Below are 16,905 nucleotides of genomic sequence, written 5' to 3'. Positions count from 1 at the left end.
TGTCAGCACTGGAACTGGGGTCACCAAACGCATGATTGGGTTCGAGATTTATACGCCAGAAAACATTTAGCCTGCGATCAAACCGATCGTCCGCTTTGGCGCCTTCCCCCAAGCGCTAGCATTCCTTCTCGAGTGTCCGCAAAGGGCCGAACGCGTCGATGCCGGCCCGGATCGACGCAAGGGCGGGAAGCGGACATACGTTCGCACAACATTGCAATCGTAGAAGGCTGTGGAAGCAGCCATCCGTACTCTACAAAATTCGGCTGTGGAGCGGCAACATGATGGGTATCCCACGGCCCAATCGCCGTGGTAACAGCTGTCCGGTAACCGGACTGCAGATCCTTGGTAAGGCTCTCCCTCAGATGTGCTTCAGTCAATGTAGTGATATCGAGACACTATAGTGGACTTCTTCTTCCCATATTATGTCTCCTTATCGATGCACTAACAGCGTAATCGGCCTCTATGTCTCGATTTCGATGCGGTATTAAGACTTCACTTCACGGCGATTATGTCCTATATTCGAGACAAGAGCGGAGGGGATCGGCATGAGGATCATCAAAGCGTTTACGCCTGCGCAGTCCCGGCAACGGCGGATGGCCAAGCTCGGTACGGCCTTCGAGGCATTGAGGCTGTCCCGCAACATCCGCCAAGAGGATCTGGCGGAGCAAGCCGGCATCGCCCGCTCCACCCTAGCCCGACTGGAGAAGGAAGGCGCGGCAACTCTCGATACGACGCTGCGCGTGCTGGAAGCGCTCGGGCTGGAGGATCGCCTGGATCTTCTGCTCCCCGAGATCAAGGAGAGCCCGCTCGACGTGAAATCGGGCGAGCGCCAGCGGGCGACCGGTGGGGAGGCATTTGTCCTCCAGCCTGACCGTCATGGGGTTCCTCAAGTAATCACCAGAAACTCGGGCGGCACCGCGACGTCAGGAAAGCAGGCGCAAAAGGCGGCCGAGATTCCTGCCGGGGTGATGCGGAAGAATCTTGATGGGTTCTACGATGAAGTGACGGGCACGCATCCTACTGGGGCTAAGGCAAAAAGGGCGGGCAAACTTTCTGCTGGGACAACGATGAATGCTGTGAGCAAGCGTCTTGCTTGGACCTCGGCAAATTTGAAGCGGCCGAAATGGGGTGACGAGCGGTGAGCACCCGGGCATCTGTCTCCCTGTGGGGGACGAAGATCGGCGCGGTCCTCTGGGGGGATCGCGGCTACGGCATCTTCGAATATACCCCGGAGTTTATCAAGTTTGGCATCGAGTTGGCGCCCTTCATGATGCCCGCCAGGCCCGGCCCAATCGATTTTCCTGGCCTGAGCAAAGATACCTTCAAGGGTCTACCGGGAATGCTGTCAGACAGTCTCCCGGATAAGTTCGGCAACCTGCTAATCGATCAATGGTTGGCGGCACAGGGGCGAGACGCGGCGAGTTTCAATCCGGTGGAACGCTTGTGCTACACCGGCAATCGCGGCATGGGTGCGCTGGAGTATACGCCGGATGGCGGGCCGAAGCGCAACCGGAGCCGGAAGATCGAGATCGAACCCTTGGTCGATCTGGCCAATCGCGTCCTGTCGCAGCGCGCGGAGGTGGGCGGCACCCTCGCGGGTAAGGATGATCACAAGGATCTCGAGGATATCCTCGTCATCGGGACATCGGCGGGCGGGGCCCGGGCCAAGGCTGTGATAGCCTGGAACGAGAAGACGGGCGAGTTCAGGTCAGGCCAAGTCAAGGCAGATCCGGGCTTCACCCAGTGGCTGTTGAAGTTCGACGGGATCGACGAAAACAGCGACAAGGAGCTGAAGGACCCCAAGGGCTTTGGCCGGATGGAATACGCCTTCAGTGAATTGGCCCGAGACGCCGACGTCACTATGTCCCGCTGTCGGCTCCACGAAGAGGGCGGGCGCGCGCATTTCATGACCCAGCGCTTCGACCGGACGGACGACGGCGGCAAGCTCCATATGCAGTCGCTCGGGGCGCTCCGCCATTTCGACTTCAATGTGCCCCAAGGCTACAGCTACGAGCAGGCGATCGAAACGATCCAGGCGCTCAGCCTACCCCAGGAGGATGTGGTCGAACAGGTCCGACGCGCCTTTCTGAACCTCGCAATCCGCAATCAGGACGACCATGTCAAGAACATCGCCTTCCTGATGGATCGGGACGGGCGGTGGGCGCTTTCTCCGGCCTTCGACGTCACCCATGCCTACAACCCTTCCGGCCTTTGGACAGCGAAGCACCAGATGATGCTGAACGGAAAGGCGGATGGCTTTACCACCGAGGACCTAGTGGATTTCGGGAGGTTTGCCGATATGAGGACACGAGATATACGCGACCTCATCGGACGGATCGGCGATGCGCTTACCCGCTGGGATCAGCATGCTGAGGCGGCCGGAGTGCCAGAAGACCTCGTCCGCAGGTCGCGGAATGGTTTCAGATGGGAACTCTTTGGGCAAAAGCGCCCCGGCTGATTGTGTCGCGCCTCACTCCACCGACAGGATGATCAGCAGTCGGCAACAGATTTCATTCAAGGGAACCACCATCTGACTGCTCTCAAGGTTCCTAGGCTAACTGAGCCGGATGGCGGAAATGGTGCGGTCAGCCAAACCAAACGCCTTAGCGCCAATCCTGGTGGAGGCGGCTCGTGGTCACAGAAGATCTTGGCGGAGACCATCGATATGGCTGTTCTGCACAACGTGCTCTCGATCAGCCCATTTGGGCCTGCGGAAAGTGCCTCCTTCCGATTTCGTGGACCCTGTCCGACCAGAGTTGATGTCGGGCACGAAGGGCCGCTAATGCGAAGCGGCCTCGAGATGTCCCACCAAGAGCAAGGGGCAGCAATGGGCCGTCCTCGTCGCTAACATTGCCCGCACTTCTCTTGCACCTGTCAAGCCGCGTTCGGCACTGTTTGCACAAGGACTTCTTGCACCGGCACACGTCGATGCGGCGACGATCAGCGCCGGATCGTTGCCAATCTCTTCGCCACATGACCTCCGGTCATTTGTCCGAAGACACGCTCAAGCCCGGCGCGCTGCACTGCGGCGGGCAAAGACTTGCGTTACCACGACCGCACCGACCAGCGAGGCACCGTAGAAGACATCGTTGATCCAGCCCGACAGGCCCAACAGTTGCAATCCGGTGACCCCGGTGACCAGAAAGTAGATCGCCACGAAGACCCCCGGCACGTTGAACCGCCCCGGCCTTATCGCGGTGGAGCCGAGGAAAGCCCCGGCAAAGGCCGGCAGCAGATAGCCACTGGCCACCGCAGGGACCGAGGCCCCTGTGATGCCGACCAGCAGGATGCCCGCCACCGTGCCCAGCAGTGTCGACCAGACCAGCGAGCCCGCCCGCAACCGCTGAACCCGGATGCCGGTCAGACGTGCCACCTCGGGGTTCTGGCCGGCAAAGACGAATTGGCGGCCCAGCGGGGTGTGTTCCAGCACGTAATACAGTAGGCCTCCGATGGCGAAAGTCAGGTAAATAGCCAAGGGCAGGCCCAGGATCGGCGTCGAGATCAGCGCGACAAAGCCTGGGTCCACCCCGCCGCGCGGCGCTGACCCGGCCCAACCGTTCGACAGGCCCATCAGAAGCGTGCCCGTCCCTAGCGTGATGATGATCGACGCAATGCCTAGCCCGATCGACAGCGCGGCGTTCAACAGGCCGAACAACAGCCCTCCGGCCAGCACCATCACAACCGCCAAGGCGATGGGCAAGCCGTATTCCGTGTTGAGGTAGACTGTCGAGACACCTGAAGCTGCCACCACGCTGCCCACGGACAGGTCGAACTCGCCGCCGAGAAGCCCGATCACAACGGCCAAAGTCACAAGGATTTGCGTGGCTTGCGACCCCAGAACGATCTGGAAGGTGCTCAGCCGGAAGAAATAGGGTACGAAAAGGCTGAAGACCACGATCAGCAAGATCAGGACATAGACCAGACCGAAGCGCTCGACATCCGGCCACAGGCGGCGCGGGGCGTTGGGGACTGGAAGGGAGGTGTCATCCGACATCTTGAAGGCTCCGGTTGGGGGCGGTGTCGCGGAAGGCGAGGTCGTGAATGGCCTCTTCGTTCAGGCCAGGGGCGGTGAATTCTCCCACCGCCTGACCGCGCCGAAAGACGATGATGCGGTGGCAGAGGCGCACCAGATCCTCGACCTCGGCCGAGGCGATGATGACGGTCACACCCTGGGATGCACTCTCCTCCAGCCTACGGAAGATGTCCTGCTTGGAGCCGACATCGACGCCTTGCGTGGGTTCATGCACCAACAGGACCGAAGGCCCGGTCTGCACCCATTTGCCGAGAAGGGCCTTCTGCTGGTTGCCGCCGGACAGGGTGCGCAGGGGACGCGCAGGCTCGGGCGGCTGGACGCCGAAGCGCCGCAGAAGGGAGGTGGCTGCTGCCGTCTCGACGCTGCGCTGGATCGGGGCGAGGGAGGACAGAAGGCCCTTGCGGAGGGTAGCGGGAAGAAAGCGGTCCAGCACGGGGAGGGTAACGTTTTCGCCTAGACTCGCCCCTTGCGCGCCGCTGTCGCGCTGGCGGTCGGCGGGCAGGAAGGCGATGCCGGCTTTGCGTGCGGAAAGCGGGTCAAGCTCGTCATGGGCAAGGCGGTGCTCGCCCAGCGTCAGGATTCCCCCGGTGGCAGGTTTGGCCCCGAAGGCGAGATAAGGCAGATCCTCATGCCCTGCACCGCCCAGGCCAGTAAGGCCCACGATCTCGCCCTTGCGGAAACTGGCGGTGAAGGGGCGCAGGCCGGGGCCGGTCAGGCCCTCGATCCGCAGGGAGATCCCAGTGCTGGGCGGGGCAGGGTCAGGATAGAAGCGGTCAAGGCCGACGCCGAGGATATGGCCGACCAAGGCCTCCTCCGACAGGCCTGCCGTTGTCCCTTCGTGAACCACGCGGCCATCGCGCAGGACGGTGACGGAATGGGCCAGCGTCAGAACCTCGTCCAGCCGGTGCGAGACATAGATCACCGCCGTGCCATGCTCGGCCATGCTGCGGATGGCGGCGAAAAGACGCGCAACATCGGCCTCGGGCAAGAATGCGGTGGGTTCATCCAGCACGATCAGACCGCCGCGTTCCTTGGTGTCCAGAAAGCCGCGCGTTATGGCGATCAGAGCCTTTTCCACGGCGGACAGGTTTTTAACTGGAGCCTGCAGATCAACATGCAGACCAAAGCGGTCCAAGGCCTCGGTCGCTCGGGCACGTTCAGCGCGCAAGTTGATCAGCGCCAGCGCGCGGGCTTGGAAGCGGCCGACCAGAAGGTTGTCCAGCACAGTCGCCTCGGGGATCAGGCCAAGGTCCTGGTGGACAAAGGCAAGTCCCGCCGCGCGCAGGGCGTCGGGGTCGGCGGGCAGGGACAATTCCTGCCCCGCCAGCCAAAGCCGGGTGGAAGGATCGGGCCGGTTGAAGCCCGACAGTATCTTGATGAGGGTCGTTTTGCCCGACCCGTTCTTGCCGACCAGAGCCCGGATCTCTCCGGGCTCTGCGCGCAAAGTGACGTTATGAAGCACCCGGATCCCCGCGAAGGCGATGGAGGCATCCTGCAACACCAAGGCAGGGGTCCGGGTTGCTGGCATCAGTTCAGGCCCCAGACCTTCTTGAACTCGGCCGAGTAGTCGACGCCATACCAGTCGCTATCGACTTCTTTGGTCGTGTCGATGGCTTGGGTGTTGTCGTGGGTGAAGACCTTGTAACCGATTTTGTAGTCCTGGATCACCTCTTGCCCGGTCAGCGACCGCAGCACATCGTCGATCACGGCGTAAGAGAACCACTGGTTCGGCCCGCCAAGGTCGATCTGCAACTGCGTGCCGCCGTTCTTGAGGTTGGTGACCTGTGTCAGCACCGCGTTGAAGCCAGCGGTTTTGACATCCTTGCCCGAGGCTCCTGACTGCGCCAGCCCCTGCTGGACGAAGAGGGCGAAGTCGTCAAACGGGGGGATGATGTAAGTGATCGAGGGATCGCGCAGGATCGTCGTGGAGGCGAGGTTGGCCAGATCGGTCTGAATGGATGGCCCCAACCCGGTGGCGGCCTCGTCGATCTTGACGTTGGATTTCAGGCGAGCGACCTCGGCCTTGAACCCCTCCAGTGTCCAGCCAGCCGAGGGCAGGCCGGAGATGTCCACTAGCAGCACATGGCCCGCATCATTGGAATCCGCCACGAACCAGTCGGCGAGGAGTTTGCCTGCGCCGGGGTAGTTATAGCTGACATCGGCCACATGGCCATCGACGCGCGGCGGGGCATCCGGGCCAAGCGGGTGGCTGTTTATCGTGAAGACCGGGATACCTGCTGCCTTGGCGGCGGCGATTTGCGGCGCGAAGGCCTCACCGGGGAAGCCGGTACCGATCACTACGGCGGCAGCGCCAGAGGAAACCGCTAGATCGATCCCGCGCACCTGTTCGGGCACTGAGGATCCCGCGTCGAACAGATGGAAGTCCAGACCCGCGACGCCGGCGGCCTCTTGTCCGCCCTCGGACCATTGCTTGAGGATATTGGTCTTCTGGTCGGTGATCCACCAGACCTGCTTGCCCTTCGCGAGGGCGATGTCGAAGGCGGGCGGCGCCCAGAAGGCCGGAGTGCCAAGCTGCGCCTCGAGCAGTGCCTTGGCCTCGGCGGCGGCGGGAGCGAGGTCTTGGGCGCGGGCGACGCCCGTGGTAAGGGCCGCAGCCGCGATGCCTGACAGAAGCAGGCGACGGGATATGTGGAAACGTGTCATGTCTTTCCTTCAGTCTTTAAAGAGGGTTAAGGGGCAAGGCCCTCGCGGCCGATGATCTCGCGGGCCAAGGAGAGGGGTTCGTGGGCGATCCAGTCTTCCAGCGAGAAGTCGTCGCGGATCAGGCCATGGGTGAAGAGGAACTGCTTTCTCAGCCGGATCAGGTCGATGTTTTCCGGTGACAGATCGGTGGCAAGTTGAAGCTCCAGCTTGGGATAGGTGATATCGGCAACCTCCTCGGAGACGCCGCCCTCCAGCGCGGTGACGCGGATCACCTCGGCTCGGTGGGTCTTGGCCCATTCACCAGCACGCAAGACCTGCACCAGCACGCGGGCGACCAGATCGGGGCGGTCCTTGACCAGCCCCGCGCTCACCGTGAAGACCTGCGGGATGGCATTGTTGTGTTGGACCCGTGGGTCAGGATGGTCGGCCACGTTGTAGACGACATGCGCGCCGAGGAAGTTGCGCAGGTGGGTCGAGAACAGGCTTTCGGAGAAGATCACATCGACCTCGCCGCGCACCAAGGCAGTCAGATCGGCGGAAAGGGCGGTCTTGCGCCGGACTTGGCTGAAGATCGAACTGGTGACCGAGGAGGCCGCGTTCGGGTCAATGAAAGTCGCCGAGATCGGTTGATCCACCAGCACCACATCGTCAAGGCTGAGGCCAACGGAGGCCAGCGCCACCTCATAGGTGCGGATCGCCCCGGCCCGCCAGAAGTCGATCTGGTCATTCACCCTGCGCGGCAGGGACAACCGGCGGCCCTTCAGGTCAGCGGCGGTGCGGATGCCGCTTTCAGGTAGGGACAGTATGACATGCGGCGCGTCGATCCGGGCGATGCCGATCAGTTTGGTATCCGATCCCTGCGACTTAGCCCAGATGGGCGGGATGTTCCCGCCATAGCGGAAGCTGTCGGCGAGGGTGTGGTTGAAGTGGCTCTCTTGCACCTTACGGTCGGTGGATTGCCGAAGGGAGGAGACCGCGATGCGGTCGGCGGCAAACTCCGCTTCGATCCAGCCGTTGTGCAGTGCCACCGGGAAGGCGGTGGGCACCGGGCAGCGTGTGTACCAGAGGGTGTCAACCTGACGGCCCGGTGTGTTGAGGAGGGGCAGGTTCACACCGGGTCCCTCCGGTAGGTCACCCGGGCGTTGTCGGCGGGGGTGACGCCGTTCAGGTGGTAGTCGCCGATGGCGTGGTGACGCCAGCGGATCGGGTCATGTACGGTATGGGCCCGTGCATTGCGCCAGAAACGGTCTAGGTTGAAGCTTTCGAGCGAGGTCCGCGCACCTCCTAAAGCGAAGATTTCCGACGAGACCTTCAGCGCAGCCTCATCCGCCGCCGCCCTTGCCGCAGCCACAGCTAGTACAGATTGCGCTTGCAATTCGGCGTTTTCCGGGTCGGCGCGAAGGCGGTCGAGGATATCCGCCGCGCGACCAACCAAGGCGTCTCCGGCCAGTTCAAGAACCTTCAACTCGCCGAAGGTGCGGATCGTGTGCGGCTCCTGCGCCGCCCGCGCCACCCCGGCCTCGGGCCAGGGCCGTGCCTTTTCGTTGAGGAACCAGATGGCCTCGCGCAGGGCGCCGCCTGCGATGCCGACGTCAACGGCGGCATGGAGCAGTTGAGCGAAGGTGTTGCCGCTGTGCGGGGTGGGGGTCGATCCGGCGGGGATCACTGCAAAGTCATCTACCACTGCGCCCTTGAAGGTAGCGCTGCCGCTTACCGTGCCTTGCTGTCCGATGCCGCGCCAGTCGTCGCGCACCTCAACCCCCGGCTGGTTGCGAGCTACGAAGACGTAAGCGATGCCCGTGTCCGTCTTGGCCAGCACGGGGAAGTAGTGCGCAACGTAAGAGCCAGTGGTGTAGAATTTCTCGCCGTTCAGCTCCCATTTACCGCCCGAACGCGGTGTCAGCGTCGTCAGGATATCCGCCGCCGACTTGGTGCCGCCCTCAGTCATCGCGTTGGCGATGCGCGCGCCTTGCAGGATCAGCGGCAGGTAGCGGTCCTTCTGCGCCTCATTGCCCTTCTGGGTGATCACATCGCCCAGCGTGTAGTTCGCAATCAGAATCTGCGCGACCGAGGGGTTCACCTCGGCGATGATGCGGATGACTTCGGCGAGCGTGCCATAGCTGACCTCTGGCCCGCCATGCGAGCGGGGCACGAAAAGGCTGATCATGCCAAGCTCCGAGGCGCGCTCCAGTTCGGTCACCGGGGCGATGCCCTCTAACTCGCGCAGGGCAGAGGCGGGGCGGATTTCTTCGGCGAACTGGGTGGCGACCCGGATCGCCTCGGCGGCATCAGCCACCACATGCGCTTTGCGGGTGGGGTCGAAGGCACCGGTATAGGTCTCGGCCAGCTTGCGCCGGTCTGGTGCAGAGAGGGAGGCTGTGCCGACCGTGGTCGAGATGTTCATTGCTGTTGTCCAGGAATGGGGAGGGGGGGCAAGGGCAGGGGCGGCTCAGGTGTAGAAGGTCGCCGGCGGATAAGCGCCGTTCAGCCCCCATTGGCCAAGCTCGCGGATCTTGTAGAAGACCGGGCTGTGCAGCGTGTAGGTCCGGCCATCGCGCCAGAAGCGGTCAAAGCCGTACTTGTTGGCGGTGGAGCGGGCGCCCATCAGTTCGAAAATCTTCGAGGTGATGTTCACCGAGGCATTGGTGGCCGCGACCTTTATGGCCGCCACGGTCACCCGCAATTCGCCCAACTGATCCTCGGTCAGGTCCTCCAAGGGGGTATTCTTGGCCGCCTGCACCTTTTCGGCGGCATGGTTGGCCACCGCGAGCGCCTGTTCCAGCTGCAACCACAGCTCGCCATAAAGGTTGACGATCAGCTGGTCATCGGCGGCCCGCTCGGCGGTCGATAGAATCCAAGGCCGCGTCTCGGTCTGGATATAGGCGCGAGCTGCACGCAGGGCTCCGATGGCGGTGCCAAGATAAACGTTGGAAAACGCGAGGTTGCCTGAGGGTACGCCTAAGGCGCCAAGATTCGGCTCGGGCCGCTCCCCTGCCGCCGTGGGCACCCCGAAGGAGCGCAGGTCGGCGGCCTGAACCACCACATCCTCCAGCGTGAAGCTGCCGCTGTCGCCTTGGGGCAGCCCGATGGCGTCCCAGTCGCCCAGATGCGTCAGCCCGGCTACCGGAGGCCGCACCGAGGCCAGCGCCAGTTGCTGGGTGTCGGCGCGGCGGACCTGCACGTTGATCACATCGGCAAAGGCCGCCCCGGTGCAAAAGCTTTTCCGGCCATTGAGCACAAAGCTGCCATCGGGTTGTGGGGTGGCGATGATCTCGGGGTCACGCGGGTTGGCGATGACGCCACGGAAGTATTTGGTCGCCACCGCGTCGCGATAAGCCTCGGTCCTTGCGGGTTCGGGCAGGCCACCCAGGCCTTCGATGCCGAAGTAGTGGTGCGTCAGAAGCACCCCCAAGGAGGCATTGCCCGCGGAAATCTCGCGGATCACCTCGACCACCAGCCGCCAATCGCCGCCACCTCCGCCGAGGCTTTCGGGGATCAGGAGGGTAGTGAGACCGGAGTCCTTCAGCCGCTGGATCTCTGCCGTCGGACGCCGGCGGGTGCGATAGCCTTCGACGACGGACTTGGTGAACTCGGCCGAAACCTCGCGCGCCACGGCCAACCACTTCTCCTCAAGCGCGGAATGCGGGCGGTCGAACAGCGACTTGGCGCGCAGCCAAGTCTGGTCGGGCGGCGGCACCAGAGGCTTGGCCGCGATCTTGATGGGTTTCTGTTCGGTCATTTGAAAAGCCTGTTCATGCGAAGGGCGGGAATTCATGGGCGGCACCGTTCAGCACGTAGTCGCCGATGGCGCGCAGCTTGTAGTGCTGGTTGTCGTGCAGCGTGTGGGTGCGGATATCGCGCCAGAAGCGGTCCAGCCCGAAACTGTTGGCGGTCGAGCGCGCCCCGGTCAGCTCATGGATCTTCGCCGTATGCTCCAGCCCGACGCGGGTGGCTTGGGCACGCACCGCATTGGCCTTGATGCCTAGAACGGCGCGCTCTTGCGGGGTGATGGTCTTGCGACGATCAAACCCGTCCTGAACTTCTTCGGCCACGGCGTAGTAATAGGCGGTGGCCGCCTCCAATTCCGTCCAGAACTGGCCGTATTCGCGCAGGATGTAGGGGTCTTGCGTGGCAGCCAGGCCCGAGCCGGGGGCTGGACGAGTATGGGCCAGCGTATAGGTGCGGGCGGCGTCCAACGCGCCCCAAGCCGAGCCGAGGTAGTAGCTGGCGAAATATAGCTCTCCGATGGCTGCGTAGAGCGGGGCGAAACTTTGCACCTTGCCGAAGCTGGATTTGAAGACCTCGGCGGCTTTCAGTTCGACATTGTCAAAGTCGATAGTCACGGTATCGGTCAGGCGCAGGCCCAGATGGTCCCAGTCTTGGCGATAGGTCAGGCCTTCACGCCGGGCTGGGATCCAGCCGTAGACCACTTCATCCGCGCCGTCTCGGTGGGCCAGAACCGTGGTGACATCGGCGAGCGACGGCCCGGTGTTCCAGTATTTCAACCCGTTCAGCCGCCAGTTCTCGCCGTCCTTGCTGGCTTGCAGGGTGCGGGCGAAAGGCTGGCTGATGTTGCCCCAGAACCAGCGGTTCTGTGCTGACAACCGCTCCAGAGCCTCGGCGTCGGTGTCCACGTCATAAAGCCGCGCAACGCCGGAGTTGGTGTAGTGATAGCCCAGAAGCGAGCCGACCGACCCGTCGCCCCGATTGATCTCGATCAGCACGGCCAACGCGGTTGGAATGCGCGCGCCGAGGCCGCCGAATTTTTCTGGGATCAGAAGGTTGACCAGACCGCTGGACTTCAGGATTTCGACCTCGTGCTTGGGTAGGGTGCCGGCGCGCTCCCGTTCGGTTGCGGTGCGGGCGAGCTCGGCCGCGAAGGCGCGCGCGAAGCGCAGGGGGGCGTCGGGGTCGACTGAGTAGGGTGGCAGGACGACCGTGGCATCGAAGGGCTCGATGGCGGGAGTCGGCGTGTGGGGAAGCTGGTGGAAGGTCATGCGGGAACCTCGGTTTTGCGGGAAAGGGGGGCGGTGCCCGAGGCGCGCCAAGTGGCTGCAATCTCTTGGGCGCGGGCGAGGGGGCGGGGGTCGATCCAGGCGTCCAGATCGAAGTCCTTGGTGATGAAGCCGTGACGGAGGAGGAAGTCCTTGCGCAAGGCAAGTGCCTTGAGGCGGAAGTCCGACAGGTCGATGTCAAGCTCCTGCGCCAGACGCGCCCCGTAGGTCACATCCACCGCCTCGACCGAGACCTTCTGTTCAGAAGCCACGATCCGCAGCGTCTCGGATGGGTTGACCTTGGCCCAATCGGCAGCGGCGATAGCATGGGCGAGGATCAGAGCCACCGCCTCGAAATCCTCCGCGATCAGGCGAGCCGAGACGGTGAAGGCCTCGGGCAGGGCGTTGTTGGCACGGTCAAGTTCGTTGGGCAGGTCCCAGGCATCAAAGACCACTTCGGCGCCGGTGAAGGCCTGAACCTCGGTCGCAAAGGCGGATTGCGAGTAGATTGCATCGACCTCTCCGCGCAGCAGAGCGAAGACCTCTTCGCGCTGCAGGCTGCCACCGGTGGCGAGGCTGGACTGGCCGGGCAGGCGACCGTCCTCAAGATAGGTCCGCGCCACCGGCAGTTCGACCAGCGTCACATCCGCCAGCGTCAGGCCGACGCTGGCCAGCGCCGCCTCATAGGTGCGCAGGGCCGAGGCGCGCCAGAAGTCGATCGGATCATTCAGCCGCCGCGTTAGCGCCAGCCGCTTGCCTTTCAGGTCCGCCACGCCCCGGATGCCGCTTTCAGGCAAGGTCAGGATCGGATGCGGCGTGCGGCTCCACGACAGGGCAACGATGCGGGTATCAGCGCCTTGGGAACGGGCATAGATCGCCGGGATATTACCGCCGTGCCGGATCGAGCGGTCAATGCTATGGGTGAAATGCGACTGCTGAGTGGCCTTCTCGCCGGTCGCCTGGATCGAGCGGAAGGCCACACCTTTCGCTTGCAGGGCCTTGGGCAGATCGCCCCGCCGAACAGCAAGTCCAAGGGCCGTCGGCACCGGGCAGCGCGTATACCAGACTTCGGATTTCGACATGTCCCGCTCTTTTCACGTTTAACTTCAAGGACAAAGATAAACACGACTAAAGCTATAGATAAACTGTAAAATTGTCGCAGGCGACGACGAGGGCCGAGACTTTGACCATATCCGTATCAGAAAGAACGGGAGTGCCGGCGGGACAGAATCTTATTGCTGTCCTTGCGCTACGAGATGGATGAGAGCCTGCGAGCGATGAGCCATTCGAAGCAGGAAGTGGCTGTTGCGGAAAAGGCACACGGAAAACGTCTTGTGTGTGTCGAGGGCGATGGCTTCGTTCAAGACTGTACGCCGTAATCTTGGAGCCGATTCGATCTACGGGTTTAAGGGGCTTAACGCAGGTCGGATCGCAGCTACCAGCCGCAACGAGAAGTCCCCTTTGCACGCCGATCACGGGTCAGCATTCCTAGGTGAGTGAGAACGCATGGATGCCTGTAAGGATGCCACCATTGCGTCGGCCAAGCGGCAGCTTTCGGAAAACCGCAGCGCAGCACTCCCGGCCGACGACCGGCAGCTTTGGGCCGACCGGCGCATCGCACGCCGATCGGCAGGGTTGTTACAGATCGATCCCTTCAGACAAGGACAGCGCGTCGTCTAAGTCGACTCCAAGATAGCGAACAGTGCTGTCCATCTTGGTATGCCCGAGCAAAAGTTGAACAGCGCGCAGGTTGCCTGTCTTCTTGTAAATCTGGGCAACCTTGGTGCGCCGCATCGAATGGGTGCCATACGCGCTCGGTTCAAGACCGATCGAGAGAACCCAGTCGCGCATGATCCGCGCATATTGGCGGGTGGATAGATGCGGGCTGGCATGGACTCGGCTGGGCCAAAGATATTCGCAACCGATCATTTCGGGATCCTTGATCCAACGCTCCACCGAAAGTCGCGTGGTTTCGGTGATCTCGAAGCGCACAGGCTTGCGAGTCTTGCTTTGCGTCACCGAGGCGCGTTCTTTGACGCGGCCTGCGGCGTAAACATCGTTCACCTTCAGGCAGACCAGATCGCAACCCCTGAGCTTGCAATCGATGGCCATGTTGAACAGCGCAAGGTCGCGCTTATTGTCGGCCATTTCGAGCCGGACACGGATGGACCAAACATGTTTGGGCAACAGCGGGCGCTTCTGGCCGACAATGCGGCCCTTGTTCCAAGGCGCGCGTGTGGGACGGATGACGGGAAGTGTTTCGATAGGCATGGCTTATCTCCTGCCCGCCAAACCCGCCACGTCCTCGGCTTTGCCGACATGGCATTGTAGCATCGACCGCAGTTTGAGTGCCGATAAATCGTAGCGGGCGGAAAGCGGTCGGCGAGTGATGGTTCCCGAATGCCAAGCCACACCCGACAGCAGCCGTTCATGGTTTTGGACATCTTCCGATGGACCGCGACCGGACAGGCGGGGCGCAATTCCGTTCCGGCGGCCAATGTTCCCGGAAACAGGCCGCACTGATCTCAGCCTGCCGCCGTGGCCTGCCCCGCGAGGCGCGGCCCATGGGTGGAAAGCCGTCCTGCGATGAACTCGGCCAGGAGGCGGACGCGACGGGTCTTGCGCATCTCGCCCTGGGTCAGGAGCCAGAGCCGGCCGTAGGGTTGCGGCTCCAGCACAGCGACCCGGACAAGCGCCGGATCGGCATCCCCCGCGAAACAGGGCAGGACCGTGGCCCCCATGCCCTGCCGCACCGCCGCAAGCTGGGCGTCGAAATCCGTGACATTCAGCGGCGGTCGCGTGCCCCCCGCCTCCAGCGCGCGCACCCAGTCGGGCACGCTGGAGCCGCCGACCACGATCCAGCGCCCCGCCTCATGGCCCGCCCGCGCGGCATAGGTCGCGCCCCAAAGCTCCGGCCCCTTCCGGCCATGCAGGTTCTGCGGCAGGCTATCCCTGTCATAGACCACGCGGATCGCAAGGTCGGCCTCGCGGTTGGTCAGGTTGGCCAGTGCGCCGGAGGAAACCAGGTCCAGCTCGATCTCGGGATGGCTTTGCGCGAAATCGGCGAAATCGGGCATCAAAAGATGGGCGGCCAGGGGCGGCGGCAGGGTCACCCGCACGCGGCCCCGCAGGCCCTGGTCGCGGCCCAGGACCCGGCTCTCCAGCGCAAGTGAGCTTTCCTGCATGCGGGCGGCGAGGTCGAGGATCTCCTCCCCCGCCGTGGTCAGGCGATAGCCCGAGGGGAGCTTCTCGAAGAGCTGCGCGCCAAGTCGGGCTTCCAGCTGGGCCACCCGGCGCAGGACAGTGGCATGGTTCACCCCAAGCGCCGCGGCCGCAGCCCGGACCGAGCCGCCCTGCGCCACGGCCAGGAAGTGGCGGATGTCGTCCCAGTCCATCTTGGCCTCCCTCCCGGTGCGCTCCGGCACCGACTTGAGAGAGGATAGGGCAATGCACGCCAACAAAGAAAGAGATATCCGGATCGTTTCCGCACCAGCCTTCTGCGGGCTTTCGCACTGAACACGGGAAGCCCCTGGGGTCATGTTGCCGGAAGGGGCGCAGATGGCCCCCGGGAAAGGAAAGATCATGAAGAGACTTGCAGGCAAGGTCGCCGTCGTCACGGGCGCCAACAGCGGCATCGGACTCGCCACTGCGCAGCGATTTGCGGCCGAGGGCGCCTCGGTCGTCATCACCGCCCGGCGGGAGAAGGAACTGGCCGAGGCGGCGGTGCTGATCGGCGGCGATGTCACAGCAGTGGCGGGGGATATCTCGCGGCTGGAGGACCTCGACCGGCTTTACGCCGTGGTCCGGGAGAAGCACGGCCGGATCGACGTTCTTTTCGCCAATGCCGGCTGGGGCGAGGTCGCCCCGATCGAGCAGGCCACCGAGGCGCATTTCGACGCGACCTTCGATCTGAACGCCAAGGGCACCTTCTTTACCGTGCAAAAGGCGTTGGCGCTGATGAGCGATGGCGGGTCGATCATCCTCAATGCCTCGGTCGCCCATCTGCGCGGCGACGGCGCCTTCAGCGCCTATGCGGCCAGCAAGGCGGCGGTGCGGGCCTATGGGCGCGGCTGGACCACGGACTTGGCCAAGCGCGGCATCAGGGTGAATGTGATCAGCCCCGGCCCGGTCGAGACCCCGGCGCTGGAGAAGGCGGGCCTCTCCCCCGCCCAGGTCGAAGCCGCCGCCGCCCATTTCGCCTCACAAGTGCCGATGGGCCGGCGTGGCAAGCCCGCCGAGATCGCCGCTGCGGTGGCCTTCCTCGCTTCGGGGGAAAGCTCCTTCATCACCGGTGTCGATCTGGCGGTCGATGGCGGCATGGCGCAGGTCTAGGGGGCCGACATGACACAATCCATCATCGGCTTTGGCCGGATCGGCCAAGCCCTGGCACGCGCCTTTGCGCACCAGGGCCTGGAGGTCACCGTCGCCAGCCACCGCCCGCCCGAGACGTTGGCCCCCCTGGCCCAGGCCATCGGCCCTGGCGTGCGCCCCGTCCCCCTGGCCGAGGCGCTGAAGGCCGAGACGATTATCCTGGCGCTGCCCTTCGACACCCATCCTTCGGTCGGCGCGCTCTTGCCGGATTGGGGCGGCAAGGTGATCGTCGACGCGATGAACACCCTGGCCCCCCGGGAGGCGCTGGCGGGCCTGCCCTCCACCGCCTTCGTCGCGCGGTCCTTTCCGGGGGCGCGGGTGGTGAAGGGCTTCAACCACCTGGTTGCCGCGACCCTGGCCGGCGATCCGATCCGGGAAGACCTGCACCGCGTGGTCTTCCTGGCCAGCAACATGCCCGAGGCGGTGCCGCAAGTGGCCGACTTGGCCCGCTCTTTGGGCTTTGCGCCGGTGAGCCTTGGCCCGCTGGACGCCGGGGGGCTGCTGGTACAGGGCGAGGCGGGCGCCTGGGGCAGCCTGGTCTTCAAGGACCTGTTCAAGGTGCCGTAAGCGGGCCTTGGCCGCAAGGCAAGGCCCCCGTCAGGCCGCACGCAATGCTTCAGACGCCCTTGAAGGATCGGGCGGCTGAAGCGATCGACTGTTTCGAACTTCGTGAAAGAGAGCCTGCATGACCTTGCCAACCCAAAGCCGCGCGTTGCAAGGGGTGGGGAGCTGCCTGACGGCAGTGCGGCATGGCTGTCGCAGCATCGCGCCGAAGCCGCCATTCGTTCGATGTGCAGCATTTTCAGGTCCTCATCGACGTGGAGGGCGGAAAGTGGGCATTCG

General features: G+C 63.7%; 14 protein-coding genes. 4 read left to right on the top strand and 10 right to left on the bottom strand.

Features of this window, described 5'->3' with window-relative positions; all coding sequences use genetic code 11:
• Positions 1 to 545 precede the first annotated feature (545 nt).
• Together AC1Y2B_RS18840 and AC1Y2B_RS18835 are read left to right on the top strand one after the other, a co-directional pair.
• Complete coding sequence (locus AC1Y2B_RS18840; protein WP_482254661.1) at positions 546 to 1,142, top strand: helix-turn-helix domain-containing protein; 597 nt, start codon at positions 546 to 548, stop codon at positions 1,140 to 1,142.
• On the top strand, positions 1,139 to 2,458 hold the full coding sequence (locus AC1Y2B_RS18835) for a type II toxin-antitoxin system HipA family toxin (RefSeq protein ID WP_482254660.1): 1,320 nt from the start codon (positions 1,139 to 1,141) through the stop codon (positions 2,456 to 2,458). Before AC1Y2B_RS18840 ends, AC1Y2B_RS18835 begins: the two co-directional genes overlap by 4 nt.
• Before the next feature lie 546 nt (positions 2,459 to 3,004).
• Here the strand turns inward: AC1Y2B_RS18835 and AC1Y2B_RS18830 are convergent.
• The 10 genes from AC1Y2B_RS18830 to AC1Y2B_RS18785 all read right to left on the bottom strand — a co-directional run bounded on the left by AC1Y2B_RS18830 (position 3,005) and on the right by AC1Y2B_RS18785 (position 15,086).
• A complete protein-coding gene (locus tag AC1Y2B_RS18830) occupies positions 3,005 to 3,994 on the bottom strand; it encodes an ABC transporter permease (RefSeq protein WP_482254659.1) in 990 nt (329 codons plus the stop codon).
• A complete protein-coding gene (locus AC1Y2B_RS18825) occupies positions 3,984 to 5,561 on the bottom strand; it encodes a sugar ABC transporter ATP-binding protein (protein WP_482254658.1) in 1,578 nt (525 codons plus the stop codon). The genes AC1Y2B_RS18830 and AC1Y2B_RS18825 overlap by 11 nt, the downstream gene beginning before the upstream one ends.
• Positions 5,561 to 6,697 carry a sugar ABC transporter substrate-binding protein gene (locus AC1Y2B_RS18820; protein ID WP_482254657.1) on the bottom strand — a complete coding sequence of 379 codons (1,137 nt, stop codon included), beginning with the start codon at positions 6,695 to 6,697 and terminating at the stop codon, positions 5,561 to 5,563. Before AC1Y2B_RS18820 ends, AC1Y2B_RS18825 begins: the two co-directional genes overlap by 1 nt.
• 26 nt (positions 6,698 to 6,723) lie before the next feature.
• Complete coding sequence (locus AC1Y2B_RS18815) at positions 6,724 to 7,809, bottom strand: ABC transporter substrate-binding protein (RefSeq protein WP_482254656.1); 1,086 nt, start codon at positions 7,807 to 7,809, stop codon at positions 6,724 to 6,726.
• Positions 7,806 to 9,101, bottom strand: coding sequence for an acyl-CoA dehydrogenase family protein (locus tag AC1Y2B_RS18810; RefSeq protein WP_482254655.1), 1,296 nt, complete (start codon positions 9,099 to 9,101; stop codon positions 7,806 to 7,808). The genes AC1Y2B_RS18815 and AC1Y2B_RS18810 overlap by 4 nt, the downstream gene beginning before the upstream one ends.
• Positions 9,102 to 9,146: 45 nt before the next feature.
• On the bottom strand, positions 9,147 to 10,436 hold the full coding sequence (locus tag AC1Y2B_RS18805) for an acyl-CoA dehydrogenase family protein (protein WP_482254654.1): 1,290 nt from the start codon (positions 10,434 to 10,436) through the stop codon (positions 9,147 to 9,149).
• A gap of 13 nt (positions 10,437 to 10,449) precedes the next feature.
• Positions 10,450 to 11,694, bottom strand: coding sequence for an acyl-CoA dehydrogenase family protein (locus AC1Y2B_RS18800; protein WP_482254653.1), 1,245 nt, complete (start codon positions 11,692 to 11,694; stop codon positions 10,450 to 10,452).
• Positions 11,691 to 12,773: an ABC transporter substrate-binding protein gene (locus AC1Y2B_RS18795; RefSeq protein ID WP_482254652.1), complete on the bottom strand. Its 1,083-nt coding sequence runs from the start codon at positions 12,771 to 12,773 to the stop codon at positions 11,691 to 11,693. Before AC1Y2B_RS18795 ends, AC1Y2B_RS18800 begins: the two co-directional genes overlap by 4 nt.
• Positions 12,774 to 13,329: 556 nt before the next feature.
• Positions 13,330 to 13,962 (bottom strand): tyrosine-type recombinase/integrase, encoded by a 633-nt coding sequence (locus AC1Y2B_RS18790; protein ID WP_482254651.1) that lies wholly within the window; start codon positions 13,960 to 13,962, stop codon positions 13,330 to 13,332.
• A 254-nt stretch (positions 13,963 to 14,216) separates the two neighbouring features.
• Complete coding sequence (locus AC1Y2B_RS18785) at positions 14,217 to 15,086, bottom strand: LysR family transcriptional regulator (RefSeq protein WP_482254650.1); 870 nt, start codon at positions 15,084 to 15,086, stop codon at positions 14,217 to 14,219.
• Positions 15,087 to 15,273: 187 nt separating this feature from the next.
• Between AC1Y2B_RS18785 and AC1Y2B_RS18780 the strand changes: the two genes are divergently transcribed.
• Together AC1Y2B_RS18780 and AC1Y2B_RS18775 are read left to right on the top strand one after the other, a co-directional pair.
• Complete coding sequence (locus tag AC1Y2B_RS18780) at positions 15,274 to 16,023, top strand: SDR family NAD(P)-dependent oxidoreductase (protein WP_482254649.1); 750 nt, start codon at positions 15,274 to 15,276, stop codon at positions 16,021 to 16,023.
• Between the two features lie 9 nt (positions 16,024 to 16,032).
• Entirely contained in the window at positions 16,033 to 16,629 is a 597-nt protein-coding gene (locus AC1Y2B_RS18775; protein WP_482254648.1) for an NADPH-dependent F420 reductase, read from the top strand.
• The last annotated feature ends 276 nt before the right edge of the window (positions 16,630 to 16,905 follow it).

This window comes from Stagnihabitans sp. (assembly GCF_964946895.1).
Note: the sequence above shows the minus strand (reverse complement) of the source record. Positions and strands in the feature narration are given on the sequence as shown.